Consider the following 25798-nt stretch of genomic DNA (forward strand, 5'->3'; position numbering starts at 1 on the left):
TTTGTGTTATATTTCAACTATACTATTTGTACAGCATCCATTATTATTGGCGTTATAACACTACTTAATAACTCAATCATATTAAAATCTGAACAATCAAATTCTTTTTTACTTATAGGGACACTTAAATAAATTATTCCTATAACATTTTCAGCATATATTATAGGAATAACAATTAGAGAATTCCAACTAGGTATATTTGTATTTTCATTATATTGTTCAATGAAATCCCAATCTATTAAGAAAGTTCCCTTCCTGTTCTCTATAACTTTAATAACTATGCTTTCATTAAACACAAATTCACTAATAGTTTGTGGCATTGTAGCACTTAGTCCATACTCTTCTATAATTTGTTTATTCTTTATTATAAATAAATATCCCTTATCACTTTTCGTAAGATCAATCATTTTTTCTAATATGTTGTTAATTTTAAATTTAATGTCTATATCTTTCTTTACTAATTCTAATAACTCCAACATATTAAATATAGGATTATCATCTTGGAAGAAACTTTTAGATATAAACCTAGATAATGAATTTGTACATTTTACTGTATTATTAAAACTATCATCCCAAGTTACAACACAATTTCTTCCTCTTTCCTTTGCCAAATATAATGCCTTATCTGCCTTATCTATTAATTCACATACATTAATACTATGTTCTGGATATGAAGCTACTCCCATACTTACTGTTATTTTTCCTTTTTCTTCAACTAATATGCTATTCTCTATATATTTCCTTAACTTTTCTCCAACCTCATACGCTGAATTTTTATCTACACCTGGTAAAACTACTAATAATTCTTCTCCCCCATATCTCCCCAAAATATCATCTTTACGAAGACTATTTTTTATAATGTTACCACATTGAGCCAAAACCTTGTCTCCTACTTGGTGACCATAAAAATCATTTATGTGCTTAAAATGATCAAAATCTATCATCAACACAGAAAACTTATAGTTATAGATTGAAGAATTTTCCACTATATCTTGTAAACTCATATCTAAATATTTTCTTGTTAATGCTCCTGTAAGTCGATCATAAAAAGCTCCTTTTTTCAAATTTATTTTATCTAAAATAATATAAAGTAAGTTATTTATTTTAGTCCATTTTCTAGTTTCCTTTGGTAAGAATGACTTTAATATACAATCAATCTCTATAAATACATAACCTAATAGGGAACTTATATTTGAACTATTTTTTCTTCTATCATACTTTAGATTCTTTTCTTTATATTTTTCTGGAGATATTATTGGCATACATATTCTAACCAAATCTTTCTTTATATCAAATTCTATACTCTTTCTACTTCTACATTTATTTAATAACTCTTCACTTAATTCATCTAAAGTCATATCCGAGCTATTACTTGTAATAACTTTAAACCCACTTCCATTATTACAGACGATCATACTTCTTGTAGCCAAAGTTATATATGCTATAAATTTATTTATGATGTTTAAATTTTCATAATCATCATCCTGAATATATTCAAATATATCATTTAAATTCTTTATTTTTAAATCAGGATAAAAATTATAAATATCCCTAGCTGCCATTATAAATTTATAATCTTTTAATTCAGGTTTATACTGCTCCCCTTCCATTTGCAATAACTCATATAAATTTTTTCTTATGTTTGTTTTACCTTCTATTTTTATTGTTAATCTAATAAAATTATCATAACTTTCCTGTAAATTATTTGCAAAAACATATGAATTCATATATTTTTTAGGTATATCCGATAATAATTTTCTTACGTTTTTATACGCTAAGAAATAACAAACAACAGCCTTTTCATATTCGTTTTTTTCATTATAAATATTGGCAAGTTCTATAGCTACTTTATAAAACAATTGTTTAAAATTATTTTTTTTACACATCATAAGTACATTTTTTAGTATATACTCTCTCTCATCTAAGTCATCATATAAAAAGCTACTTAAAAAATTCATTTTTATGTTTACTAATGTAGGAACCTTATTATAAAAAAGTATTTCTTTATTTTCTCTGATAAAGTTTTTCATTACCCCATATTGTTTATTATTTATTAATAAGACACATATGAAAATAACAATATCAATCTTATTATTTACTATAATATTTTTATTTAAAATATCGCAAACATTTCTAATACATTTTTCCGTATTTTTATTATTAATTATTCCTATACACTGCTCATATACCTGAGAATATAACTTTAATATAGATTTATCTTCATTTACTATTTGTCTAAATATATCTATAAATTCTATAGCTTGTTCAAATTGTCCGAATAACAAATTAAACTCTATTATTGCAAGATATTCTTCAACCCTATTTCTTGATTTCCCTAAACTCATTTCCTTTGTTGTATATAAACTTATTTCCCTAAAACTATTATATGCTTCTCTATAGTCCCCATTTCTTATACTAACCCTACAACAGATAATATTACAATAAACATATTCATATGTTTGTTTATCCTTGATTAGATTTAGTGCATCTTTTATATTTTTTAATGCATGTCCATATTGATGAGTAAGTAAATACAGTGATCCTAAGTTACTTTTAGTCCTAATTTTGGATACAATTGAACTACTATTTAAAACTACATATTCAGCCATTCTTATACATTGTATTGCTTTTGTATAATCTTGCAGAAAATCACCATATATTACTCCTAAATTCGTATATGCTTTATGTAAAGCTCTGTAATTTCTACCTAACCTACTATAATTTATGCTTATCTTTAAACTGTATATTGCCTCCTCTACCATTGATAATTCCATATACGTATATCCACGTAAATTATAAATTTCTCCCTTTAAGTCATTAAAATTATCTTCACTTAATTCTAATGCCTTATTACATACTTCCAAACTTGTTTTATATTCATTTTTAAAAGAATAATAAAGACCCTTTTGATATAAAAATTGAACATTTCTTCTAGTATCTTTACAACTTTTCATATACTCTTCTAAAGAAGATATAATAGACTTCATACTACTACAATTTTCATTAACAACATATATCTTCATTAAATTGGTTAATATCATTATATTATAATTATTATCTTTTGTTTTTCTTGAAATATTAAATGCATTTTTTAAACATCTCTCAGCCTTAGAAAATTCACCTTTCTCAATATATATTTTTCCCATATTATAATATATTTCTGCTTTTCTACCATCAACTTCATCCCTCTTATACAAATCAACACTTTTTTTCAAATATACTAATGCCTCATTGTTTCTTTTTTTATTGATTAATATTAAACTCTTTTCCATATAATACTGAGTAAGTTTTGCTCTATCTTTTAGTTGTTCTAACTGAAAAATTAATTCATCTAATACACTAACATCATCCTTGTAAAATAGCTTTTCTAAAGCTTTAACTATAACTTTATGACTGATTTCTCTACGTTTAAAAGATAAACTATAATAAAAAATATCTTTTAAAAACCTATTATAAAAATTAAATAAAATATCCTTGTTAGTTTCTATAACATGTATTATTCCTTTTTCTTTTAATCGCTCTATTATATTTTCAAATTCAGGTTTATTAAAATTTAAAATATACATTAAATTTGAATAAGATATAGGTTTATAAAAGAGACTTATTTTACTTAATATATCCTTCTCTTCGTTACTAAGAGTATTTATTTTGCTAATTATGATTTTTTTTACATCTAAAGGTATAACAAGTTCCGAATCCTTATAATTAAACTCCCAGTCTCCATTTTTACTTATAACTATTTTTTTCTTTATATATAATTCCTTTATGATTTCCTCAGCTATAAGTGGATTTCCTTTAGCAATAGAATTTATACTTTTCACTTTTGCTATATTCCCATTAACTATAAAAAGCTTGTTATATATAATACTTTCTATGTCTGTATCTGATAATTCTCTTATTTTTACATAATTCACCTTAAAATATTTATCACAAGAAATAGATTTTAAAACCTGAGCATGTAATTTATCATCATCTGTAGATGCCAAAACAAAAAATATTCTATCACTAGATGAAGATATATACTTTATTGCATATCTGGTAAATTCATTAGTTTTATGAAAATCGTCTAATATGATCATTACCTTCTTAAATTTATAGGCTTCATTAATAAAAGCTCCTATTCTATTAACTATCCTAAACTTCTCTTTTTCCTGCAAAAGTATTTCCTTATCCAAACAATTATCTGTTATATAAAAAAGCTTCTCTAACTCTTTTCTATACTTTTTTATGATCTCTAAATCACATTGTTTTAATATTTGCTTTATAACAAAAGAAAGATATGCATCTTTTCCATTATTACAGGCTGACTTAAACTCTAAATTATCATATACAATTTCTCCATTTATTATTAATTTTCTTTTTATACCATTTAATAATTTAGTTTTTCCTATTCCTTTTTCTCCATGAATTAAACATATATTTTTATCAGCTTTCCCTTTTTTAAATTGCTGAAAAAATTCTTTCACATACTTGATTTCTCTTTCTCTCCCAACTAACTTACATATTGAATTTAGTTTTTCCAGTTCTTCTTTTCTAAACTTAGAAAAATTTAAATTTAAACTATTATTTATATCAACTATTATTTCACTTACATTATTGTATATTGGTCTATTTACGCCAATCATTTTCATACATATGTGACGTAATTTGGTGAAAAAATACGTGTTTGTATCCTTGTAACCCTTATACGGTTTGCAATTGATTATAACCTGTTTTAATATATTAACATTAAATTCTCTAATTATAAGACTATATAATAATATGCCTAAAGCATGTATATCTTTTTGAAACATATTATTCCTTTTTTCATTACACTTATCAAACAATTCAACCTCAACTTTGTAATCCATTTCCTCCTTATTTAATTTACTTGTAATAATATCTCTTAAGATTAGTTTAGGTCTTTTATTTATAATACATAAGCTAATATTTTTAAAACATATTCCATTATGAGCAATCCCTTTAATATGAAGATAATTAACAGACTGGAGTAATTCAATAAATAGATATAAAACTTCATTATCAGAATAAGTTTTTAATTTATCAAAATTTTGTTCCTCATAATTTTCACATATATAAAATAAATCTGGAGTGTTTAAACATTTATCATTTACTTCAATTATATTGTTATAATGATATATTTTTGTTATATTTTCAGTTTCTACCATAAGTAGGGTAAAAATTTTTTCTTTATAAAAACTTTTAAGCTGTTTTGTTATATTTTTTTCCTTTATTATAGTTAATCTTTGAACTTTATTATTATTTAAAATATCCTCTATTAGAACACTAGAATAATAATGTTTCTCTTGTATTTGTTTTAATATTTTGAATCTTTTATTTATTATCTGCTCATTTATATCAACCATAATATTCTCTCCTATTTTAATCATAATAGGTAAACTAAAACTTTAATATATAAAAGGCACAGTCCTTTACCGTGCCTTTTATGATCTAAGTTAATATTTCATATCCTGTTTCTGTAACCACTATTGTATGTTCCCATTGAGCTGATAATGAACCATCTATTGTAACAGCAGTCCAATCATCTTCTAAAACTCTTGTTTCAGCTCTACCTAAATTAAGCATAGGCTCAATTGTAAATACCATACCAGGTAGTAATATCATTCCTTCACCTGATCTACCTACATGTGATACAAATGGTTCTTCATGAAATTTAACTCCAACACCATGTCCACCGTACTCATAAACAACTGAATATCCTTTTTCCGCGGCAAAATTTTGGATGGCTTCTCCTATATGTCCTACTGTATTAAAAGGTTTTACCTGTTCAATCCCTTTATTTAAAGCCTCTAATGTATCATTTACTAAATTTTTAGCTTCATCTGTAGCCTCTCCAACTATATACATCCTACTAGCATCAGCATAATAACCATCTAATATAGTTGTAACATCTACATTAACAATATCTCCATCTTTTAAAATAGTGTTTTCATCGGGTATTCCATGACATACAACATCATTTATAGAAATACATACACTCTTAGGATATCCACAATAACCTAATGGTGCCGGTACCGCTCCATGTCCTATAGTATACTCATGTACGAAAGTATTCAGTTCCTCCGTACTAACCCCTGGTTTTATTTTATCTCCTACTAAATCTAAGATATCATGTGTTATAACTCCACTTTTTCTTATGCCTTCAATTTGTTCTTTCGTTTTTATTATATCTTTTGGGATTTTGCATCCTAATTCTCTGCTTAACTTTTTAAGCATTTCATCTTGTTCCATGTGGCATTTTTTATATTTTAATCCACTTCCACACCAGCAAAAATCATTTCGTTTTATATTTTTCATATTAAATAGTTTAGAATCTTTCCTAAACTAAATGTCACCTCCAATTTATACAAATTTTTACCATAAACAAGTTAGTTATTTTTATTATATTCTATTAAAATTTCAACTTATCATTAATCGGTCATATGCTTATTACTATTATAAACCATTTAATAACATTTAAACAACATTAAATATAAAATACCATATTACCTCTAAATTCTTATCTTAATTTATATTTTTATTTAAACTAATATGGCTAATGGAATTATATTTAATAACACCTGTATAAGATCATAAAACAATAAGGTTTCCGGAATATTTGGTATGCTTACATTTGGTGCCATATTTTTTAATTCATCAAAAACATTATTTAAAGACTTTTCATTCATATATTTAAAAAAATTATTATAATATAAATCACAATTATTCATTTGCTTACCTTGTACACTATTAGCTACCTTACCTACAACCGTAACAGGTCCTTCAAAAATATGATTCATATTTTCTTGAAAACATTCCTTCTCTAATTTTAAATATGCTCCCGTATTTCCATTATAACAATTTTTCATAATAACATTTGTTGATGGACTATCATTATATTTATCTAATGCATTTTTAACCCCCTGCATAAAACAAGTTTGATTTAACTTATCTGCTTTTTCTGGATTTACATAAGACATATGATTTACTGTTCCCTCCATATCTTTAAACCATTTAATCAAAGGATCTTCCGAAAGTTCACAATTTAACTGCACATAATCACCTTTATTAATTTTGGGAATCTTGTCATTATTATTAGGGTTACATTGTTTAAGTAAATTATGTTCATTTAGTATTTTCATTAAATTAATAAATACGCTAATTTCTTTAATTTGAAATTCTAAGGTTTGTGACTGTGACAATTCATTAAGTACTTGTAATGATACATCTCCTTGAATATATTGTCCTTTTATAATTTCACTTAGTGGAGTATTTACACCTAATGTTACTTGTTTTTTTATACTTTCTGTTTCAGTAATAGAAAATTCAGCGATTAATATAGTAAAAAGATTACTTACCATTCTAGAATTTAAATATAATGGTATACCTGTTATTCCACTCATACTCATTCTCCTAATCATGCTAAAAGTTACTTATATTATTTATATTATAAATAGAAAATTTTAAAACATTTTTATTTAAGTATTGAATGAACAACAAAAATCTGTTAAAATTAAATTAATAAATGTTGATAACTTGTTGATAACCTATGAATAACTTATGGATAACATGTTATTAATGTGAAATTATATAACCAACTATAAGATATCAACATAAAATCAAAATAAAACCAATATATGACATACAGTGAATAGATCCCTCTCTGTATGTCCTTTTTTTATTTTTTTGTAAAAAATCAGTTACATTTATATAATTAGATATAATTTACTTTGTTTTAATAAATAAATATTATAAAATATTATTTATGACTCTTAAACCTACTATTTTTCAAAAGATAAATTTGGAGGAAAAAAATAATGTATAATTTCTTCGCATTAATCATAGGTGGAATGCTAGCAACTATGATTTATTTTAATGTAACACTTGCTAATAGTTCAGGTATGCTGTTATCTACTCTTATAATAAATTTAGTTGGACTTTTATCCGCTATAATCTTTGTAAGTTTTTCAAAGGAAAAAAAAATGGTGCTAAAAAATATACCACTATACTTCTTTTTAGGTGGCATATTCTCAATTTTCGTTGTATTGTCAAACAACTTTTGTTTACCTATACTAGGTATATCACTTAATACCGCGCTTTCATTATTAGGACAATCCGTTACATCTTCCCTAATAGATAACTTTGGGCTATTTGGATTAGAAAAAATTCCTTTTAATAAAAATAAATTTCCTGGATTTTTATTAGTTCTTATAGGTATAATAACTTACATATTTGCTAAAGGAACATCAAATAACTCTTGTAGTGGACTACTTATGTCTGCAGCTATTTTTATATGTTTGCTCACTGGGGCATTAATAGTAATTAGTTTAGTTGTTAATTCTAACCTTGCAAATAGAATAGGAATATTACATAGCTCTCTTATGAACTACATAATCGCTTTCAGTTGTTTGGTTATAATATGTATATTCACCCCTAAATTTAGCCTTACAGGTAACTTACATATACTTAAAGGAATTCCCTTTTGGGCATACCTAGGTGGCTTATTGGGAGTGCTTATTATTGCTCTTTCCAATATAGTTGTGCCTAAAATTCCAGTAGTATATGCTACATTATTTATGTTTATAGGTCAACTATATACTAGTATGGTTCTAGAATTTATTTCTGATGGTAATTTTTCTACTACAAAATTATTAGCAGGAATACTAATAACTATTGGAATGATTTTTAATTTGTACATAGACAAAATAAAATGGATAAAAAATTAATTTAATTTAAAAATTGTAGGTTTATTAAGTATAATAAAACATCCTTTAATAAAAGATACTTTTTCTTCATTAAAGGATGTTGTTCTTATGTATTTATTTTAAAATCTACTGTATCATGATAAGCTGAATTTTTTTGTGCATTATCAGCCTTATTATCAGGAATTTTAGTTGTAAATATAGAAATTGTAGCAGTAATTACATATGCTACCCAAACTACGATAAAAAGCCTACATAGTAGCTTTGAAATTCCTTGAAATGTTTCATATTTTAAAATTAAAATACCAATACCTATAATTAATGTTATAATAGTACCATATAGGCCTACCTTATATAACACATTTAAAAAAACATCAAAGGCCATAATATCTTCTCCTCTTTAAATTCTTATTATAAACATTACTATTATATTATTATCGTCTATTTCTATATCAAGTTAATATATAAACTATATGTTTAACTTACATTTTATTTCCAGTTATTTGAAATTATGTTGTGGTTATTATATAATATATATTTATACACTACACATCAGGATTATTTAATAAATATTTGATAAAAATAACTAAATCAATAAATTTTAAACACATAGTTTATATATTATAATTAAATTAATAAAATTTAAATAAAAAGGATGATTAAATGAATACCTTTATGTTCAACAATAAAAATATAAAGTACACTTGTGTTAATAATATATTTATAGATAAGTATATGGCAAAAGCTCGTGGAGAATATGTTAAAATCTATCTCTTAGGATTAAAATATTCTATGAGTGGTGAAATTGGCGCATCTTCTGATATAATTGCTAGCAAATTAAACCTATTACAATCAGACATTTTAAATGCCTGGAATTATTGGAATGCTGAAGGTGTAATAAAAATGACTGCCTTAGATAATAAGGGCAATTACTCAATAGAATTTCTAGATTTAGTTGAATCAAATGTAGAAGAAGAATCTATAAACTTGTTACAAGAATTAGATAACAATTCTATAAAGGAAATGTTACAAGATATAGAAAAGTTTCTTGGAAGACCTCTATCTTCTAAAGAAATGACAATGTATCTTAGTTGGCAAAAAGATTTTAATTTTTCTCCTGAAATTATTTTACTTCTTATACAATATTGTGTATCCAAAGGAAAGACTGATTGTAGATACATTGAAAAAGTTGCTATATCATGGCATGATAAAAATGTACGTAGTATAGATGACGCTCAGAGTGTTATTAAAGCTCGTGAAGACCGATGGGTTAAGATAAAAAAAATATTAACTTACTTAGGTTTCCAAAATACTGAAATTATGAAACCTCAAGAACAACTTATAACTAAATGGATAACCACTTATAATTTTCCTTTAGAAATTATTTATAATGCATGTGATATATGCTTCCAAAGAATTAATAAATGCGATTTTAAATATATAGATGGGATTTTAAATAGTTGGTTTAAAGATGGTATAAAATCATTAGAGGACATAGAAAAACAAAGAAAAAGAACATCCAACTATAATAAAAATGCTAAAACTGTAAGCAAAGGTGCCTTTGGAAACTATGAGCAAAGAACTTATAATTTTGAAGAATTAGAGAAAAAATTATTAGGATGGGATAATAATGATTAAGAAATACAATTCTGAAATTACAAAGATATATGACGATCTTCAAAAGAATGCAAAAACTCAATTAGAACAGCGTAGAAAAGAAATTTCAAAAACTTTACCTGAGGTTATACAAATTGATAATAAAATAGCTAAATTGTGTATAGATGTATCTATAAATACTCTTAAACAGATAGAACATAGAGACTCATACCTTAAAGGACTACAAGATCAAATAACTGATTTAAAAATGAAAAAATCTGAGTTATTAGTTTCTAAAGGATATCCTATGGACTATCTTTTAATAAAATATCAATGCAGCAAATGTAAGGATACTGGTTACATAGGAACAACAAAATGTGAATGTTATAAAAAAAATATAGTAAAACTTCATTATTCCAATTCTGATTTAAAAGATATATTAAAAACACATAATTTCTCAAGTTTTAGTTTAGATTTATATGATGATTTTAGAATTGGTAAGGAACCTCTTACCCCAAGAAAAAACATGCAACAAATTCTATTTAAAGTTAAAAATTTTATAAATAACTTTCCTCACTCTAAAGAAAATTTATTTTTTTATGGAAATTCTGGGATAGGCAAAACTTTTTTATCCTATTGTATAGCCAAAGAACTTATGGATAGAGGACATTTCGTAGTATATAGAACCTCAGATGATTTAGTAAAGGAACTTAAAGAAATACGATTTAAAGACAATTATGAATTAGAAGATATACTTTTGAGTTGTGACTTATTAATAATAGATGATTTAGGTACAGAACCATTAAATGATATTAGTAGAACTGAACTATTTAACATAATAAATAAAAGACTATTAAAAAATAAAAGTATGCTTATTTCATCTAACTTGCCCTTAGAAAGTATCCTTCAAAACTATACAGAAAGATTAACTTCTAGATTGTTAGGTAATTTTACATTATGTAAATTTTATGGTGAAGATATAAGAGTAAAGTTAAACTTAAGAAAAAATCCTCTTTCATTATAAAACAATAGCCATTTACACATATTCAAGTAAATGGCTATTTTATCTTTATATTTTACATAAAACGAAAAATCCTAAACAAAATTGTTTAGGATTTTGGAGCTGGCAATAGGAATTGAACCTACAACCTGCTGATTACAAGTCAGCTGCTCTGCCAATTGAGCCATGCCAGCAAAAAATGGCGACCCAGAAGGGGATCGAACCCTCGACCTCCGGCGTGACAGGCCGGCACTCTAACCAGCTGAGCCACTGGGCCACTTTTATGGTGGGCACAACAGGGATCGAACCTGTGACCCTCTGCTTGTAAGGCAGATGCTCTCCCAGCTGAGCTATGCGCCCATAAAAGTAAATGGTGACTCCTAGGGGAATCGAACCCCTGTTACCACCGTGAAAGGGTGGTGTCTTAACCGCTTGACCAAGGAGCCATATTAAGTTTTAAAAAGTATATTATCACTTTTAAAAGTGTAATTTTAAAAAATGGCGACCCAGAAGGGGTTCGAACCCTCGACCTCCGGCGTGACAGGCCGGCACTCTAACCAACTGAGCCACTGGGCCACTTTTTTATGGTGGGCACAACAGGGATCGAACCTGTGACCCTCTGCTTGTAAGGCAGATGCTCTCCCAGCTGAGCTATGCGCCCATAAAAATAAATGGTGACTCCTAGGGGAATCGAACCCCTGTTACCACCGTGAAAGGGTGGTGTCTTAACCGCTTGACCAAGGAGCCATATTAAGTTTTGAAAAGTATATTATCACTTTTAAAAGTGCATTAAAGAAAATTTGGAGCTGGCAATAGGAATCGAACCTACAACCTGCTGATTACAAGTCAGCTGCTCTGCCAATTGAGCCATGCCAGCAAAAATGGCGACCCAGAAGGGGATCGAACCCTCGACCTCCGGCGTGACAGGCCGGCACTCTAACCAGCTGAGCCACTGGGCCACTTTTATGGTGGGCACAACAGGGATCGAACCTGTGACCCTCTGCTTGTAAGGCAGATGCTCTCCCAGCTGAGCTATGCGCCCATAAAAGTAAAATGGTGACTCCTAGGGGAATCGAACCCCTGTTACCACCGTGAAAGGGTGGTGTCTTAACCGCTTGACCAAGGAGCCATATTAAATTTTAACAGTCTCTAATATCTTAACACACTTTTTTAGTTTTTGCAACATTTTTTAATGTTTTGAGTTTACTCACCATTATAGGTTAGTTTATGGTGGGCACAACAGGGATCGAACCTGTGACCCTCTGCTTGTAAGGCAGATGCTCTCCCAGCTGAGCTATGCGCCCATAAATAAATGGTGACTCCTAGGGGAATCGAACCCCTGTTACCACCGTGAAAGGGTGGTGTCTTAACCGCTTGACCAAGGAGCCATATTGGCTTCTTTTCTTTAGTAAACTTGTTTTGTTGCATTTATCAAACTTGCTTTCCGCTCCGTCCGACAAGGTATATAATACCGAAAAATCTCCCTTATGTCAACATATTTTTTACTTTAATTTTATTTTTTTAATAACTAATTATATAATATTACCTCTAAGGCCTTGATAACTCTAAGCTTAATTATATTAAGGCATTTATAATTTTATTTTGCTTAATTATTAAATTCAATACAATTTCCCTATATTTTTATATGATTATTTATATTTTTTAATTCATGAACCTAAATTTTTATTTATTACTTTTCTTTTAGTGTATACTATATACTATAGAAATCAAAAAAATTATTCAAATTTTAAATTTAAGGATGGTAGATTTTTAATGATTAAAGACTTAATAATTGTAGGTGGTGGTGCCTCTGGTTTAATAGCTGCAATTACAGCTAAGGATCTTGGTTTAGATGTGGCTATTTTAGAAGGTACAGATAGAATTGGAAGAAAAATTTTAACCACTGGTAATGGAAGATGTAACATAACAAATGCAAATATAGATATTTCAAGGTATCATAGTAGCAATAAAAATTTCCCAAAACAAATACTTAATCAATTTTCTGTAGAACAAACTATCAACTTTTTTAATTCCATTGGACTTCCTACTTGTACCTTAGAAAATAATAAAATGTTTCCCTTATCACTACAATCTTCTTCAGTTGTAGATATCTTAAAACTTTCTGTAGAGGAAAGGCAAATACCTATTTATTTTGAATGTAAAGTTAAATCCATAGACGTTAAAAATAAACAATTTGTACTACATACCAATAATGAAGCTGAAGAAAAGTTTGTATGTAAAAAGGCTTTATTATGTACTGGAGGCAAATCTTATATTGGTACCGGTTCCGATGGTAGTGGATATATACTTGCTAAAACTTTAGGTCATAAAATTATAGACCCTATACCTTCCTTGGTTCAAATTAAACTTCACCATAATAAATTAAAAGCTTTATCTGGAATCAAATTTCAGGGTTCTTGTGAAATATGGGTTGATGATAAATCCTATAAAAAAACCTCTGGTGAAATTTTATTTACTGATTACGGAATATCTGGCCCACCAATTTTACAATTAAGTAGAATAGCATCTTTATATACCAATAGCAATCATAAAGTTTCTTTATCTATTGATATGTTTCCTAATTTATCACTAGATTCACTAAAAGAGTTTTTAGAAAATCATTGGGGAATGTTTGGTTATAGAAGTATTCATAATTCATTTTTAGGTATAATCAATAAAAAACTAATTCCTACTTTCTTAAAAGAATGTGGTATAACTGATATACACAAGGAAGCATACTATTTGGAATGGGATGAAAAATGTTCTATATTTAAAAACTTAAAAAATTGGAATTTTGAGGTATCAGGTACAAACTCATTTAGAGAAGCACAGGTTACTGCCGGTGGAATTGACACTACCGAGGTCAACAACATAACATTAGAATCAAAAATCATTCCTGGTTTATATATTGCTGGTGAAGTACTAGATGTAGATGGAGATTGTGGTGGTTTTAACTTACAATGGGCTTGGTCATCTGGTAACACAGCCGCTAGATCAATCCATTTATCTTTAAAATAAAATAAGAATGTATATAAGGTATTATAACTTTATATACATTCTACTATATAACTATTTCTCTACACTAGCATTTAAAGCCTTGATTAATTCATCTAAGTCCATTCCATGAACCATAGCTGCCTCTTCAATTGTTTCAGCTTGAGCTGATGGACAACCAACACATCCCATACCAAATCCCATTAATACTTCTATTGTTTCTGGATATTCCCTAACGATTTCTCCGATAGTCATATCTTTATTTATTTTCATGTTTTTCTCTCCTTTAACCATAAACTATTTAATTTATTAAATTCTTTTTTATTATAACTCTTTTTACATATTTTTAGTATAGATAATATTAATTAATAAAGGCATATATATTAACCTTAAAAATATAAAGAGTTAACAAATTAAATGTCAACTCTTTATATTTTAATTAATTTATTAAATTTCTGATATTCTCATAGTTTGATCTCTTTTTGGTCCTACTGAAACTATAGAAATCTTAGTATCTGTTAATTCTTCTATTCTCTTTAAGTATTTCTTAGCATTTTCTGGGATTTCATCATAACTTCTTGCATCTGCAATGCTTTCATCCCAACCTTCGAACTCTTCATAAATCGGCTTACATTTCGCTAAATCATCAAGGCTAGCTGGGAAGTAATCTATAACTTTTCCATCTAACTCATATCCTACACACATTTTAACTTTATCTATTCCAGCTAATGTATCCATTTTAGTTATTGCAAAGCTAGTAAGTCCACAAACTCTAGCTGTAGTTTTTAATATTACTATATCTAACCAACCACATCTTCTAGCTCTTCCTGTAGTAACTCCATATTCATGTCCTACTGTTCTTATATGTTCTCCCATTTCATCAAATAATTCTGTTGGGAATGGTCCTTTACCTACTCTTGTTGTATAAGCCTTACCAATACCTACTGCATTAGTAATCATTGTAGGTCCTACACCAGCTCCTGTACATACTCCGCCAGCTACAGTATTTGATGATGTTACATATGGATATGTTCCGTAATCTATATCTAGAAGCATACCTTGGGCACCCTCAAATAAAACATTTTTATCTTTTTTAACGGCATTATAAATCTCAACTGAAGTTTCTTTTACAAATGGTTTTAATCTTCTTCCGAATTCAACATACTGTTCATAAACTTCATTAAAGTCTAATGCAGTACCACCAAATATATCTACAATCATCTTATTTTTAATTTCTAAATTAGCTTCTAATTTTTCTTTTAATACCTTTGGATCAATGACATCACAGATTCTTATTCCACTTCTTTCAACTTTATCTGTGTAACAAGGACCTATACCTTTACCTGTAGTCCCTATATCATTTTTTCCTCTCCACTTTTCTTTAGCGCCATCTAATAATTTATGATAAGGCATGATAACTTGAGCTCTATCACTAATTAAAAGTCTTTCTGGAGTTACATCTACTCCTAATCCTTTTAAATAATCTATTTCTGTGAATAAAGCTTCTGGATCAATAACTACACCATTTCCAAGAATATTAATTTTATCTTCATACAATATACCTGATGGTACTAAATGTAATTTATATTCCTTTTCACCAACAACTACTGTGTGTCCTGCATTATTTCCACCTTGAAATCTAACTACTACTTCTGCCTCTTCTGCTAAGTAATCAGTCATCTTTCCTTTTCCTTCGTCACCCCATTGAGCTCCAAGTACTATAAAAGCTGCCATATTGCATTCCTCTCTTTCATCATAAAAGATTTCTTATTTTATATATTAATTATGTTCTCAATAAACTTTATTTATGTAATACATACCTTTTAATCTTATCAGAATATTAAACAAATATCAATATATAAAACGAATTATATTATATTTTTTTTATATATTGTTCGTAATTGTAGTATTTTAAATAAAAAAGCTTACCTTGTAACATGTCTTGGTAAACTTTTTTATTTACTAAAATATTAATATTGTTTTAATAAATTTTGAGCAACATATATTCCACTTGCGGCAGCTTGAGATAATGAATGTGTTACTCCTGAACAATCGCCTAAAATATATAAATCTTTAATGCTTGTCTCTAAATTTTTATCTACTTGTACTGCACAATTATAAAATTTCACTTCTACTCCATATAATAAGGTATCTTCATTAGCGGTACCTGGTGCAATTTTATCTAGTGCATAAATCATTTCTATAATATCATCTAATTGTCTTTTTGGTAGAACTAAACTTAAATCTCCAGGGGTAGCCTTTAAAGTGGGTCTTGTAAAACTTTTATTTAAAGTCCTCTCTGTACTTCTATGACCCTTAATTAAATCTCCAAATCTTTGAACCAAAACTCCTCCACCCAACATATTACTAAGTCTTGCTATTGATTCACCATATTCATTACTATTTTTAAACGGTTCTGTAAATTTATTAGATACTAATAAAGCAAAATTTGTGTTTTCAGTATGCAATTCAGGATTAGAATAACTATGTCCATTTACAGTTATTATTCCATTTGTATTCTCGCTAACAACCTCTCCATGAGGATTCATACAAAATGTTCTAACAAGATCAGAATGACTTTTTGTTCTATATACTATCTTACTCTCATAAACATCACTTGTTATATGTTCAAATACATCCGCTGGTAATTCTATGCGCACTCCTATATCAACTCTATTACTTTCAGTTTTTATATCTAATTTATCACATAAGCCTGAAGTCCATTTAGATCCTGAACGACCCGTAGCCAAGATTAATTTTTCACCTATATATATATCATTTTTAGTTATAACTTTAAATATGCTTTTTTCCTCATTCTTATTAACATCTATAACTTCTGTGTCAAAAATTATATTAACCTTATTTTTTAATTCATTATACATTCTAGTTAATATTTTTACATTTCTATCTGTTCCTAGATGTCTAACCTTTGCATCTAATAAATGTAAATCATATTGAATTGCCTTTCTTTTTAATTCAGAATTTGTAGTAGAATATAACCTTGCATCACCACCACCCAAACTACAAAGTATGGAATCTACATAATTCATAAGCTCTAAAGCATGTTTTTCTCCTACATATTTATATAATTCCCCACCAAAATTATTCGTAATATTATACTTTCCATCTGATAGTGTTCCTGCCCCACCATAGCCATTCATTATATTGCATATATCACAATGAATACAATTCTTTATCCTATCACCATCTATAGGACAATGTCTTTTTTCTATACTATGGCCTTTCTCTATAATTAAAACTTTTAAATTTTTATTTTTTCTTGTAAGTTCATAAGCTGTAAAAATCCCACTAGCACCTGCTCCAACAATAATAACATCATATTGCATTACAACTACCTCCTACAACATTCGTATATTTAATTTTAAAATAAAGAATTTTTTGATTTTAAATAACCACCGCTTATTATACTATCAAACCTAATCCTAAGTATCAAGAGCAATCACGAATATTTATAGTAAATTTTTTATTAATATTCGTGATATTGTATTTAATAATTTATATCCTTTAAATATATCCTTTTTTAGCACTTTTAATGTTATAATTTTCATATATAATATATAAATGTACTTTATAATATTATGATTGTTTTTAAAGGAGGTAAACTGATGAATATACCTAACATTTTATCTATAATTCGCTTGGGGTTAATACCTTTATTTATATTCTTATTCTTTTCTGCATATACAAATTCTTTAATATATGCAATAATAATATTCTTAATCTCAGGTATAACAGATGTGTTGGATGGATATATAGCAAGAAAATTTAACTTAATAACTAAATTGGGAACAGTTCTAGATCCTTTAGCAGATAAACTTATGTTAATTACGGTTTTACTTTGTTTGGGTATAAAAAGCTATATTCCTCTATGGTTACCTATTATTGTTATTATTAAGGAAATTTCAATGATATGCGGTGGTTTCTTCTTATATAATAAAGACACTGTAGTTCCTTCTAATATATTTGGCAAATTAGCTACATTTTTATTTTACGTTTCAATATCTATTTTATATTTTAATAATAAAATAGGATTATATATGTTATATGCTTCTTTAATAGCTACCTTGATAGCATTTATTAGCTATTTAACCAAATACATTGAGCTTAGGAAATATGAAAATAAGGGAAAATAAAGTTAATAAAAAAATAAAACCCAAATTTTAAAATCTGGGTTTTATTATCTCCATAAATCTTCTAGCAACTTTTCTATTTCTTTTTGTTTTTTTAAAGTTTCATCTTTATCAATAAATATTTCTTTATTAATTATATTTATAACCATCTGTTCTTTTGCATCCTTAGGAAGTTCTGATTTCTTTAAAGTAATAATATTTCTATCCTCTAGTTCTATGATAGCAAATTCTCCTTCAAATCTATCAATTATACCTTTCATATTTATTGCTCCTTTTTTAGTTTACTTCTATAAATACTTAAATTATCTAAGGACCAAATTTTTTCTGAGAATTTTCCCTCTTCTGTTTCACTTATAGCTTTTTGCATATCGTACATTCTAGCATCCATTATATCTAGATGATGTAATAATTCTGCCTCTGGAATCATCGGTTTCTTAGGACTTCCATACTCCGCTTCATAATGATGTGATAAAATCATATGTTGAAGTAACATAGATACTTCTTTATCTGCTGCCACCTTTTCTGCAGCTACTTCTACCTGTCTAACCCCCATTATTATATGTCCTAATAATTGTCCTTCAATGGTATACTCATCTACAATTCCTAATTTACTAGAACTCATTTCTCCAATTTTAGCAATGTCATGCAGTATAATACCTGCATATAATAAATCAGTATTTATAAATGTATATATTCTACTTAGTGCTTCTCCTGCCTTTAACATTGTTGTTGTATGATATAGTAATCCTGAACGTATAGAGTGATGATTTGATTTTGCAGCTGGATAATACATTATAGCTACATCCACTTGATCTAATATATATTCAACTATATTTTTTATATCTAAATTCTTTATTTTATTTTTAAATTCCAATACTTCTTCAAACATAACCTTAGGATCTATGGGTGCTACAGGTATAAAATCCTCTGCATTAACTTCTTGTTCCTCTGATATTGGATCAATTGCATCTATTTTAAATTGTAATTTACCTTTCCATTCAACTATATTTCCCTTCACATTAACTAGCATGTTTTCTTTTATAATATTATCTTGACCTGACCTACAATCCCAAAGTTTAGCATTCACAACCCCTGTTTTATCCATTAAATTAATATCTAAAAACTTAGCATTGCTCCCATTAGTTAACCTACAAGTACAGTTCTTAACAAAAAAAACTCCCTGTACTTTATCACCTTTTTTTAGCTCACTTATAGTTGTTTTGCTTTCTACCATAGAATTTATCTCCTTAAAAATTATTACTTATTTATAATTATTTTAACCCTTATATGATAATTATACAAACCAAAAAATAAAAAGAGTTATCAAATTTTATTTAATAACTCTTTCACATATTTTATTTATACACCTTATTTTCCTTGAGCTGCAGGTTGTTGAGCAGGCTGCTGCTCTGGTTGAGTGTCCGGCTTTGGCTCTGGTTTTGGTTCCGGTTTTGGTTCCGGTTTTGGTTCCGGTTTTGGCTCCGGTTTTGGTTCCGGTTTTGGTTCTGGTTTTGGTTCCGGTTTTGGTTCCGGTTTTGGTTCCGGTTTTGGTTGTGGAACATAATGATTAGGTTTATTATAATTCTCCTCATCATTATCATCATGTTTCTTATTTATTGACTTTTTAGTATCGATATTATCTTGATATTTTCTATCACTTTCATTTCTATCCACATTTACATCATTTCCAGAATTACTATTTCCTTGTCTTTCACCTTCATATTTAAATTGAGGATATTTATTTTCATCATATGAAATATCTTCAAATATGAAGTCATGTAAAACCTTTTTATTATCTTCCAAATCCATTACATGAACCCAACCTACTCTTCTATTTACAATTAACCCTTCACTTAATTTATCCGTTGGTATTTGTAATTTTTGTACATCAAAATTACTATCTTGTTTTGAACTTATATCTACAATTGTATATGCAAATTTTAATGCATCAGCTATACTTACATTTGTTTTTAAGTACGGTAATAATTTATCGGCAATTGAAGGATATTTCATCTTTGAAGTTTGAGGAAGTTTAGATATTAACTGTTGTATTACTTCTCTTTGTCTTCTTGCTCTATCATAAGTTCCATTTCCAACATGTCTCATTCTTGAAAAAGCCAGCGCTTGTTGTCCATTTAAAAGTTGCTTTCCTGGTTTTTGTATGTATATGGCATCTTTTTTAGATAACTTGGAATTATCTTCAATCTCAAGATCTATACATCTATTTAATTCCTTCACTTCAGCTTCATTTTTTACTTCTAGTTCTACGCCACCTACACCGTTTATTAGCTCCTTAAAACCATCAAAATCTATAGTAGCATAATTGTCTAATCTAACATTGAAGTTTTCTTCTATAGTTTTTCTTAAAAGCTCGATACCACCATAACCATATGCATGTGTTAATTTCTGTTTCCCATGTCCCGGTATATCTACGAAGGCATCTCTCATTAAAGATGTTAATTTTATTTTCCCATGAACATTATCAATAGTTAATATAGTTAGGGCATCTGAGTGACTTGGATCCCCTGTACCTCTTGTATCAATTCCGATTAATAATATGTTAGATATTCCATCAACACCTTTATATTTATTGGGATCTCTATCTTGTGATTTATTCTGATTATCTCCTACATATATCTGGTTATATTTTTGCCATAAATATAGTCCGCCGGATATTACTATTGCAAAGATTATAACTAACGTAAGCAGAATCGCTTTCTTCTTCTTAGACAAAACATATCCTCTCCTTTTTTAAGTTTCATTAACCTTGAAGTCACAATATAAAATCTTATCTTATTATTTTCTTTTACTTATACTATTATATATTATATAGTTACTCATATTAAGTTACAATTCTATTAATTTTTAAAATTTTTTTCATATGATTAACTTTTTATTGAAATTGTTATCTGATGAATATTATAAAACTTTTTGATAATACTATAATTAAACTTATTTATACAAATTACTGGAGGTAAATCAAATGAAAAACCAAAAAGAAATGAAAAAAAATAAGATGGAAAATTGCAAAACATCAGATTGCAAATCAAGCAAACAACCAAAAAGAAAAAAAGATATGAATCCTGAAATGAAATAAATTTAATGTTAAACAAAAAACTACTGTAATAAACTTTTATTACGGTAGTTTTTTGTTTGCATGATATAATTTATATAATATATCTTTTACTTAAAAATTATATAAAAACTTAAAAACAAATAACACCTAAGATTTATTACACAGCAATAAATGTCATTACTGTTTTGTATAAAAACTCAATATTGTTTTTTCTCTCTTCTTTAAAAAAGTTCTCAAATATTATGGTTTGAAATAATAATGTATATGCTAATTTTTCACATACATTACAATCTGACATCTCCTGTCCTTTAAAAAGTTTATTTATTAAATTTGTTAGCTCGTCTAGCAAATTTTTCTCAAAATCTGCAATTTTGTTTTCTTTTTTTCCTTCTGCTTTTCTAATATCTATACCTATGCCTCTTCTATCACTCATATCATCATACAATACGATTATAAAATTACATACTTTCTCTTCTAATTTTTTTTCTTCATTAACTATCTTAGATAACTTAAAAAATGTTTTATCCCAACTATTACGAACAATTTTTAAATAAAGATCCTTTTTACTAGAATAATAATTATATAAGGTTCCTACTGCTATATCACATTCTCTAGCTATAGCCCTCATATCCACTATATCATATCCAAATTCACAAAATAATTTACCCGCCTTTTTGTAAATCCTCTCTTCTAAGTTGTTCAGTATTTTTGGCATGTAAATATTCTCCTAACTTATAAACTAACTTTAATTACAATACTTTTCTTATATCATCCCCGATTAACTTTAGAGAATCATGTATTAATTGACCTATCTCTTCTTTATCTTGCTCTCTATTACTATCTAAAATAATTATAGGTGAATTTTTACAGCAATTTCTGGCATAAAAAATTCCTCGTACGTTAAACCCCTCTAGATCCTTGTTGATATTTTCTAAATCTTCATAGGTTAAATTATCCTTTGTGATTATAAAATTTATTCTATTAAATCCGTTGTGTATTTCTAAAATTAAGTTTCGTTGTTGCTTTCTTACTGTATTATTACTTACCTCTTTAATAATTACACTCCTAATATTCATAAATACACTCCTATTAAAAATTTATTTTATTTTCATTTGAACAAACTTTTCCTTTTCCTTTACAATTATAATTTTATCTAGATAGTCAATTTCAAAATTAACTATAGATGAATGAAGACTAGAATCCTGTAAAAAATGTAGTGTAGCCACATTGTTATCTTTGGCCGTACAAATTCTAATTAAAATACTTTTTATCTGTGGAAATTGTATTCTAGATTTAATAAATGAAATATTCTTATCTTGTTCTAAATTTAAACACCTATTTCCAATTAATATAATTAAGTCTATTTCCTCTGAATTTTGTTTTGTAATTCTTATAGGAAAATCACTATCTATATTTAGATTATTTTCATTATAATGCATAATGTCTTTGTCTCCCATTAAATAAAATATATTTTATTTACTAAATACTTTACTTTTTATACAGATTATATCATAGAAAGGTACTATTTACTTATATTATTATTCAATATTCAAACAATTTTAATCTAAAATTCTTTTAAAAAACAATTATTCTTTTATGATATAATTCAAAAGTAAATTATTAAAGGGAGATGATTAAAATTGGTTTCAAAATTTTGCTTATATAAAGGAAAACATAAACGAGTAGTAAATGGACATCCGTGGATTTTCACAAATGAAATCGAAGGCTATGATGGCGAATATACTAATGGTGATATTGTAGAGGTATATGATTTTAGTGGCAATTTTATAGGAAAAGGTTATGTAAATGATGCATCTAAAATGGCTATTAGGATAATGACTAGAGACTTTGATGAAGATATAAATTATGATTTTTTCAAAAAAAGATTTGAAATGGCATGGAATTATAGAAAAAAGGTAATAGACACCTCAAGTTGTAGATTTATATTTGGTGAAGCAGATTTTTTACCTGGACTTACCGTAGATAAATTTGAAGATTACTATGTAATTCAAATTTCAACTCTAGGTATGGATAAATACAGGGATTTAATAGTTAAACTTTTAGTAGAAGAATATAACGCAAAAGGCGTTTACGAAAGAAGTGACATCGCAACTAGGGAACTAGAAGGCTTAGAACAAAAAACAGGTTTTTTAACTGAACCATTTGATACTAATGTCATGATTATAGAAAATGGAGTTAAATATATTGTTGATCTAGCTAATGGCCAAAAAACTGGTTTCTTCTTAGATCAAAAAGAAAATAGAAAAGCTATACACAGAATATGTAAAGATGCGGATGTCTTGGATTGTTTTACTCATACCGGATCTTTCGCATTAAATGCAGGAGTAGCTGGAGCAAAATCAGTTCTAGGTGTAGATGTATCTCAACATGCTATAGATTGTGCCACAAAAAATGCTGAGCTTAATAATCTACAACACACGGTAAAATTTGAATGTCATAATGCTTTTGATGTTTTACCAACCTGGGCTAGAGAAGGAAAAGAATTTGATGTTGTTATATTAGACCCTCCAGCATTTACAAAATCAAAAAATACTATTTCTGGGGCAAAAAGAGGATATAAAGAAATAAATCTTAGAGGCCTAAAAATGGTTAAACCTGGTGGGTATTTTGTAACTTGTTCTTGTTCACACTATATGGCAGAAGACCTTTTAAAGCAAACTATTCATGAAGCTGCACATGATGCATGTAGAACTTTACGTCAGGTAGAATTTAGAACTCAATCTGCAGACCATCCAATACTTTGGAACTCTGATGAGTCTTATTACTTAAAGTTTTTTGTATTCCAGGTTTATTAATATAATTTTAGGAGTGATAAATATTTATGAGAGTTTTTTATGCTATAGAATTTCAACCTAAGATGAAAGATTATTTAAGTTCTCTTCAAATGCACTTAAAAAATTATTGCATTAAAGGCAATTTCTCCTGCAAAGAAAATTTTCATCTAACATTAAAATTTATAGGAGAAGTGGATAGATATTCTTTAAAAAAATTAAAGGAATCTTTAGATTATGTTGCTTGTATAAACAATAGTTTTAATTTAAAATTAGATAATATAGGCGAATTTAAAAGAGAACAAAAAAGCATTGTATGGATTGGAATAAAGCAATTGGATAATTCTTTACAACTTCTATACAATTCTCTTGAAGACAACCTAGCTCTTAGGGGTTTTAAAAGGGAAAATAGGAAATATAGACCCCATATAACTCTTTCTAGAGAAACTACATTTAAGGAAAACTGTAATCCTTTAAATGAAATTTTAATTGATCACCTAGATATAGAAGTTAAACAAATATCTATTATGGAAAGTAGTAGAATCAATAATAAACTTACCTATACTCCTATATATGTTAAAAATCTTTTATAAAGTTTGTGTTCTAAAGATATCATCTTATTTACCTTTAGAACACATTTTTATTAAACCAATATATCCTCCAACTTTTCTAGATTCTTAATCGTAATAGTTTTTTTATTAAAATCTATTAATCCTTCAAGTTTCATCTTAATTAATTCTCTGGAAACTGAAGGTCTTGTTACTCCAAAGTATTCTGCCATGTCGTTCCTTTTTTGTCTTACATCTATAATTAACTTCTCTTGTCTCTTATATTCTTCTAAAATAAAATCCGCTAATTTTTCTCTTATTGTTGCATATGAGAGTTCTTTTAATCTTTTATTTAAAACTAATATCTTGTCAGATAGTAACATCATTAATCTATTTAAAAAAATCTCATTAACTTTGCACAATTTTAATATTTCTTTTTTTTCAATAAAAATAACTTCTGATTCTGTAACTGATATTATGCTTGATGTATAACTTTCCATATTTGAAAAAATGTTTATTTCTCCAAAAATTCCAAACTTGTTTATTTTACTTATAAGAATTTTCTTACCTGAAGGATAACTTTTCTGCATCTCCAACTCTCCCTCAGTGATTATTCCTATAGAAGATATATCATCTCCTTCTAATACAACAACCTCACCTTTTGAATAATTATGCTTAGTAAAGTTTATCTTATCCATCATACTTCTTATTTCTTCTTTTTGAAGTCCTTTAAAAAGCATACATTGAGATAAGCAATTAACTATATTTATCATCTCTTTTAATTTTAATCCTCCTCTTTTAATTTTAATCCTCCTCTTTTAATGATATATTAAGCTTATGTTTTTTTATTTATTTTAATAAACAACAAACATTCTAGTTACCTTATACTATAAGTTTATAATAAATATATATTGATGTTTTATCAATAAATTAAACCCT

The 25798-nt window shown here is 27.4% G+C and carries 21 protein-coding genes and 13 tRNA genes; 7 read left to right on the forward strand and 27 right to left on the reverse strand.

What is annotated here, in order from left to right:
• Positions 1–17: 17 nt before the first annotated feature.
• The 3 genes from QOZ93_RS02055 to QOZ93_RS02065 form a co-directional block, all read right to left on the reverse strand.
• Complete coding sequence (locus QOZ93_RS02055) at positions 18–5366, reverse strand: diguanylate cyclase (protein WP_307354925.1); 5349 nt, start codon at positions 5364–5366, stop codon at positions 18–20.
• An 85-nt stretch (positions 5367–5451) separates the two neighbouring features.
• A complete protein-coding gene (locus QOZ93_RS02060) occupies positions 5452–6318 on the reverse strand; it encodes a methionyl aminopeptidase (protein ID WP_111944270.1) in 867 nt (288 codons plus the stop codon).
• Positions 6319–6542: 224 nt separating this feature from the next.
• Positions 6543–7403: a DUF6414 family protein gene (locus QOZ93_RS02065; RefSeq protein WP_307354926.1), complete on the reverse strand. Its 861-nt coding sequence runs from the start codon at positions 7401–7403 to the stop codon at positions 6543–6545.
• Between the two features lie 414 nt (positions 7404–7817).
• Between QOZ93_RS02065 and QOZ93_RS02070 the strand changes: the two genes are divergently transcribed.
• Complete coding sequence (locus QOZ93_RS02070) at positions 7818–8726, forward strand: DMT family transporter (protein ID WP_307354927.1); 909 nt, start codon at positions 7818–7820, stop codon at positions 8724–8726.
• Positions 8727–8811: 85 nt separating this feature from the next.
• On the opposite strand, the gene QOZ93_RS02075 is transcribed toward QOZ93_RS02070, so the two are convergent.
• Entirely contained in the window at positions 8812–9087 is a 276-nt protein-coding gene (locus QOZ93_RS02075) for a hypothetical protein (RefSeq protein ID WP_111944273.1), read from the reverse strand.
• 278 nt (positions 9088–9365) lie between these two features.
• Between QOZ93_RS02075 and QOZ93_RS02080 the strand changes: the two genes are divergently transcribed.
• Together QOZ93_RS02080 and QOZ93_RS02085 are read left to right on the forward strand one after the other, a co-directional pair.
• On the forward strand, positions 9366–10340 hold the full coding sequence (locus QOZ93_RS02080) for a DnaD domain protein (protein ID WP_111944274.1): 975 nt from the start codon (positions 9366–9368) through the stop codon (positions 10338–10340).
• Positions 10333–11322 carry an ATP-binding protein gene (locus tag QOZ93_RS02085; protein WP_307354928.1) on the forward strand — a complete coding sequence of 330 codons (990 nt, stop codon included), beginning with the start codon at positions 10333–10335 and terminating at the stop codon, positions 11320–11322. Before QOZ93_RS02080 ends, QOZ93_RS02085 begins: the two co-directional genes overlap by 8 nt.
• Before the next feature lie 94 nt (positions 11323–11416).
• Here the strand turns inward: QOZ93_RS02085 and QOZ93_RS02090 are convergent.
• The 13 genes from QOZ93_RS02090 to QOZ93_RS02150 all read right to left on the reverse strand — a co-directional run bounded on the left by QOZ93_RS02090 (position 11417) and on the right by QOZ93_RS02150 (position 12686).
• A tRNA-Thr gene (locus QOZ93_RS02090) sits at positions 11417–11492 on the reverse strand.
• Positions 11493–11498: 6 nt separating this feature from the next.
• Positions 11499–11575, reverse strand: a tRNA-Asp gene (locus tag QOZ93_RS02095).
• A 7-nt stretch (positions 11576–11582) separates the two neighbouring features.
• Positions 11583–11658: transfer RNA gene (locus QOZ93_RS02100), tRNA-Val, on the reverse strand.
• Positions 11659–11669: 11 nt separating this feature from the next.
• Positions 11670–11744, reverse strand: a tRNA-Glu gene (locus tag QOZ93_RS02105).
• Between the two features lie 53 nt (positions 11745–11797).
• Positions 11798–11874 (reverse strand) — tRNA-Asp (locus QOZ93_RS02110).
• A gap of 9 nt (positions 11875–11883) precedes the next feature.
• Positions 11884–11959: transfer RNA gene (locus tag QOZ93_RS02115), tRNA-Val, on the reverse strand.
• Between the two features lie 11 nt (positions 11960–11970).
• A tRNA-Glu gene (locus QOZ93_RS02120) sits at positions 11971–12045 on the reverse strand.
• Positions 12046–12099: 54 nt separating this feature from the next.
• Positions 12100–12175: transfer RNA gene (locus tag QOZ93_RS02125), tRNA-Thr, on the reverse strand.
• A gap of 5 nt (positions 12176–12180) precedes the next feature.
• Positions 12181–12257: transfer RNA gene (locus tag QOZ93_RS02130), tRNA-Asp, on the reverse strand.
• Between the two features lie 7 nt (positions 12258–12264).
• Positions 12265–12340, reverse strand: a tRNA-Val gene (locus QOZ93_RS02135).
• 12 nt (positions 12341–12352) lie between these two features.
• Positions 12353–12427, reverse strand: a tRNA-Glu gene (locus tag QOZ93_RS02140).
• A gap of 99 nt (positions 12428–12526) precedes the next feature.
• Positions 12527–12602 (reverse strand) — tRNA-Val (locus QOZ93_RS02145).
• 9 nt (positions 12603–12611) lie between these two features.
• Positions 12612–12686: transfer RNA gene (locus QOZ93_RS02150), tRNA-Glu, on the reverse strand.
• Between the two features lie 385 nt (positions 12687–13071).
• Between QOZ93_RS02150 and QOZ93_RS02155 the strand changes: the two genes are divergently transcribed.
• Positions 13072–14316 (forward strand): BaiN/RdsA family NAD(P)/FAD-dependent oxidoreductase, encoded by a 1245-nt coding sequence (locus QOZ93_RS02155; RefSeq protein ID WP_307354929.1) that lies wholly within the window; start codon positions 13072–13074, stop codon positions 14314–14316.
• 51 nt (positions 14317–14367) lie between these two features.
• On the opposite strand, the gene QOZ93_RS02160 is transcribed toward QOZ93_RS02155, so the two are convergent.
• From QOZ93_RS02160 to QOZ93_RS02170, 3 genes are all read right to left on the reverse strand, one after another.
• Positions 14368–14565 carry a DUF1858 domain-containing protein gene (locus QOZ93_RS02160; protein WP_111944277.1) on the reverse strand — a complete coding sequence of 66 codons (198 nt, stop codon included), beginning with the start codon at positions 14563–14565 and terminating at the stop codon, positions 14368–14370.
• Positions 14566–14739: 174 nt separating this feature from the next.
• Positions 14740–16026: an adenylosuccinate synthase gene (locus QOZ93_RS02165; RefSeq protein WP_111944278.1), complete on the reverse strand. Its 1287-nt coding sequence runs from the start codon at positions 16024–16026 to the stop codon at positions 14740–14742.
• 236 nt (positions 16027–16262) lie between these two features.
• Complete coding sequence (locus QOZ93_RS02170; RefSeq protein ID WP_307354930.1) at positions 16263–17639, reverse strand: NAD(P)/FAD-dependent oxidoreductase; 1377 nt, start codon at positions 17637–17639, stop codon at positions 16263–16265.
• Positions 17640–17918: 279 nt separating this feature from the next.
• Here QOZ93_RS02170 and pgsA point away from each other — a divergent pair, with 279 nt between their 5' ends.
• Positions 17919–18446: a CDP-diacylglycerol--glycerol-3-phosphate 3-phosphatidyltransferase gene (gene pgsA, locus QOZ93_RS02175; RefSeq protein ID WP_307354931.1), complete on the forward strand. Its 528-nt coding sequence runs from the start codon at positions 17919–17921 to the stop codon at positions 18444–18446.
• Between the two features lie 44 nt (positions 18447–18490).
• On the opposite strand, the gene QOZ93_RS02180 is transcribed toward pgsA, so the two are convergent.
• The 6 genes from QOZ93_RS02180 to QOZ93_RS02205 all read right to left on the reverse strand — a co-directional run bounded on the left by QOZ93_RS02180 (position 18491) and on the right by QOZ93_RS02205 (position 22958).
• Complete coding sequence (locus tag QOZ93_RS02180; protein ID WP_111944281.1) at positions 18491–18703, reverse strand: DUF3006 domain-containing protein; 213 nt, start codon at positions 18701–18703, stop codon at positions 18491–18493.
• A 2-nt stretch (positions 18704–18705) separates the two neighbouring features.
• On the reverse strand, positions 18706–19677 hold the full coding sequence (locus QOZ93_RS02185; protein WP_307354932.1) for a 3'-5' exoribonuclease YhaM family protein: 972 nt from the start codon (positions 19675–19677) through the stop codon (positions 18706–18708).
• Between the two features lie 134 nt (positions 19678–19811).
• Entirely contained in the window at positions 19812–21176 is a 1365-nt protein-coding gene (locus QOZ93_RS02190; protein ID WP_307354933.1) for an LCP family protein, read from the reverse strand.
• 500 nt (positions 21177–21676) lie between these two features.
• Positions 21677–22234: a TetR/AcrR family transcriptional regulator gene (locus QOZ93_RS02195; protein ID WP_307354934.1), complete on the reverse strand. Its 558-nt coding sequence runs from the start codon at positions 22232–22234 to the stop codon at positions 21677–21679.
• Positions 22235–22268: 34 nt separating this feature from the next.
• Positions 22269–22595 (reverse strand): hypothetical protein, encoded by a 327-nt coding sequence (locus QOZ93_RS02200; RefSeq protein WP_111944285.1) that lies wholly within the window; start codon positions 22593–22595, stop codon positions 22269–22271.
• Between the two features lie 21 nt (positions 22596–22616).
• Positions 22617–22958 (reverse strand): hypothetical protein, encoded by a 342-nt coding sequence (locus QOZ93_RS02205; RefSeq protein WP_307354935.1) that lies wholly within the window; start codon positions 22956–22958, stop codon positions 22617–22619.
• A gap of 201 nt (positions 22959–23159) precedes the next feature.
• Between QOZ93_RS02205 and QOZ93_RS02210 the strand changes: the two genes are divergently transcribed.
• Both QOZ93_RS02210 and thpR read left to right on the forward strand, forming a co-directional pair.
• A complete protein-coding gene (locus tag QOZ93_RS02210; RefSeq protein ID WP_307354936.1) occupies positions 23160–24335 on the forward strand; it encodes a class I SAM-dependent rRNA methyltransferase in 1176 nt (391 codons plus the stop codon).
• 26 nt (positions 24336–24361) lie between these two features.
• Positions 24362–24904: an RNA 2',3'-cyclic phosphodiesterase gene (thpR, locus tag QOZ93_RS02215; protein WP_307354937.1), complete on the forward strand. Its 543-nt coding sequence runs from the start codon at positions 24362–24364 to the stop codon at positions 24902–24904.
• A 50-nt stretch (positions 24905–24954) separates the two neighbouring features.
• Here the strand turns inward: thpR and QOZ93_RS02220 are convergent, their stop codons facing one another.
• The gene (locus tag QOZ93_RS02220; RefSeq protein WP_307354938.1) at positions 24955–25632 is read right to left on the reverse strand and encodes a Crp/Fnr family transcriptional regulator; all 678 of its coding nucleotides are present in this window, start codon (positions 25630–25632) and stop codon (positions 24955–24957) included.
• Between the last annotated feature and the right edge of the window lie 166 nt (positions 25633–25798).

This window comes from Hathewaya limosa (assembly GCF_030815255.1).
Taxonomy (GTDB): Bacteria; Bacillota; Clostridia; order Clostridiales; family Clostridiaceae; genus Hathewaya; species Hathewaya limosa.

Excerpts from the sequence above, each read along its gene's own strand:
- QOZ93_RS02055 (WP_307354925.1), bottom strand. The coding sequence starts at position 5,366 with ATGGTTGATATAAATGAGCAGATAATAAATAAAAGATTCAAAATATTA.
- QOZ93_RS02220 (WP_307354938.1), bottom strand. The coding sequence starts at position 25,632 with ATGATAAATATAGTTAATTGCTTATCTCAATGTATGCTTTTTAAAGGA.
- QOZ93_RS02195 (WP_307354934.1), bottom strand. The coding sequence starts at position 22,234 with ATGCCAAAAATACTGAACAACTTAGAAGAGAGGATTTACAAAAAGGCG.
- QOZ93_RS02075 (WP_111944273.1), bottom strand. The coding sequence starts at position 9,087 with ATGGCCTTTGATGTTTTTTTAAATGTGTTATATAAGGTAGGCCTATAT.
- QOZ93_RS02180 (WP_111944281.1), bottom strand. The coding sequence starts at position 18,703 with ATGAAAGGTATAATTGATAGATTTGAAGGAGAATTTGCTATCATAGAA.
- QOZ93_RS02155 (WP_307354929.1), top strand. The coding sequence starts at position 13,072 with ATGATTAAAGACTTAATAATTGTAGGTGGTGGTGCCTCTGGTTTAATA.
- QOZ93_RS02065 (WP_307354926.1), bottom strand. The coding sequence starts at position 7,403 with ATGAGTGGAATAACAGGTATACCATTATATTTAAATTCTAGAATGGTA.
- QOZ93_RS02070 (WP_307354927.1), top strand. The coding sequence starts at position 7,818 with ATGTATAATTTCTTCGCATTAATCATAGGTGGAATGCTAGCAACTATG.
- QOZ93_RS02170 (WP_307354930.1), bottom strand. The coding sequence starts at position 17,639 with ATGCAATATGATGTTATTATTGTTGGAGCAGGTGCTAGTGGGATTTTT.
- QOZ93_RS02185 (WP_307354932.1), bottom strand. The coding sequence starts at position 19,677 with ATGGTAGAAAGCAAAACAACTATAAGTGAGCTAAAAAAAGGTGATAAA.
- QOZ93_RS02060 (WP_111944270.1), bottom strand. The coding sequence starts at position 6,318 with ATGAAAAATATAAAACGAAATGATTTTTGCTGGTGTGGAAGTGGATTA.
- QOZ93_RS02205 (WP_307354935.1), bottom strand. The coding sequence starts at position 22,958 with ATGCATTATAATGAAAATAATCTAAATATAGATAGTGATTTTCCTATA.
- thpR (WP_307354937.1), top strand. The coding sequence starts at position 24,362 with ATGAGAGTTTTTTATGCTATAGAATTTCAACCTAAGATGAAAGATTAT.
- QOZ93_RS02080 (WP_111944274.1), top strand. The coding sequence starts at position 9,366 with ATGAATACCTTTATGTTCAACAATAAAAATATAAAGTACACTTGTGTT.
- QOZ93_RS02160 (WP_111944277.1), bottom strand. The coding sequence starts at position 14,565 with ATGAAAATAAATAAAGATATGACTATCGGAGAAATCGTTAGGGAATAT.
- QOZ93_RS02165 (WP_111944278.1), bottom strand. The coding sequence starts at position 16,026 with ATGGCAGCTTTTATAGTACTTGGAGCTCAATGGGGTGACGAAGGAAAA.
- QOZ93_RS02200 (WP_111944285.1), bottom strand. The coding sequence starts at position 22,595 with ATGAATATTAGGAGTGTAATTATTAAAGAGGTAAGTAATAATACAGTA.
- QOZ93_RS02085 (WP_307354928.1), top strand. The coding sequence starts at position 10,333 with ATGATTAAGAAATACAATTCTGAAATTACAAAGATATATGACGATCTT.
- pgsA (WP_307354931.1), top strand. The coding sequence starts at position 17,919 with ATGAATATACCTAACATTTTATCTATAATTCGCTTGGGGTTAATACCT.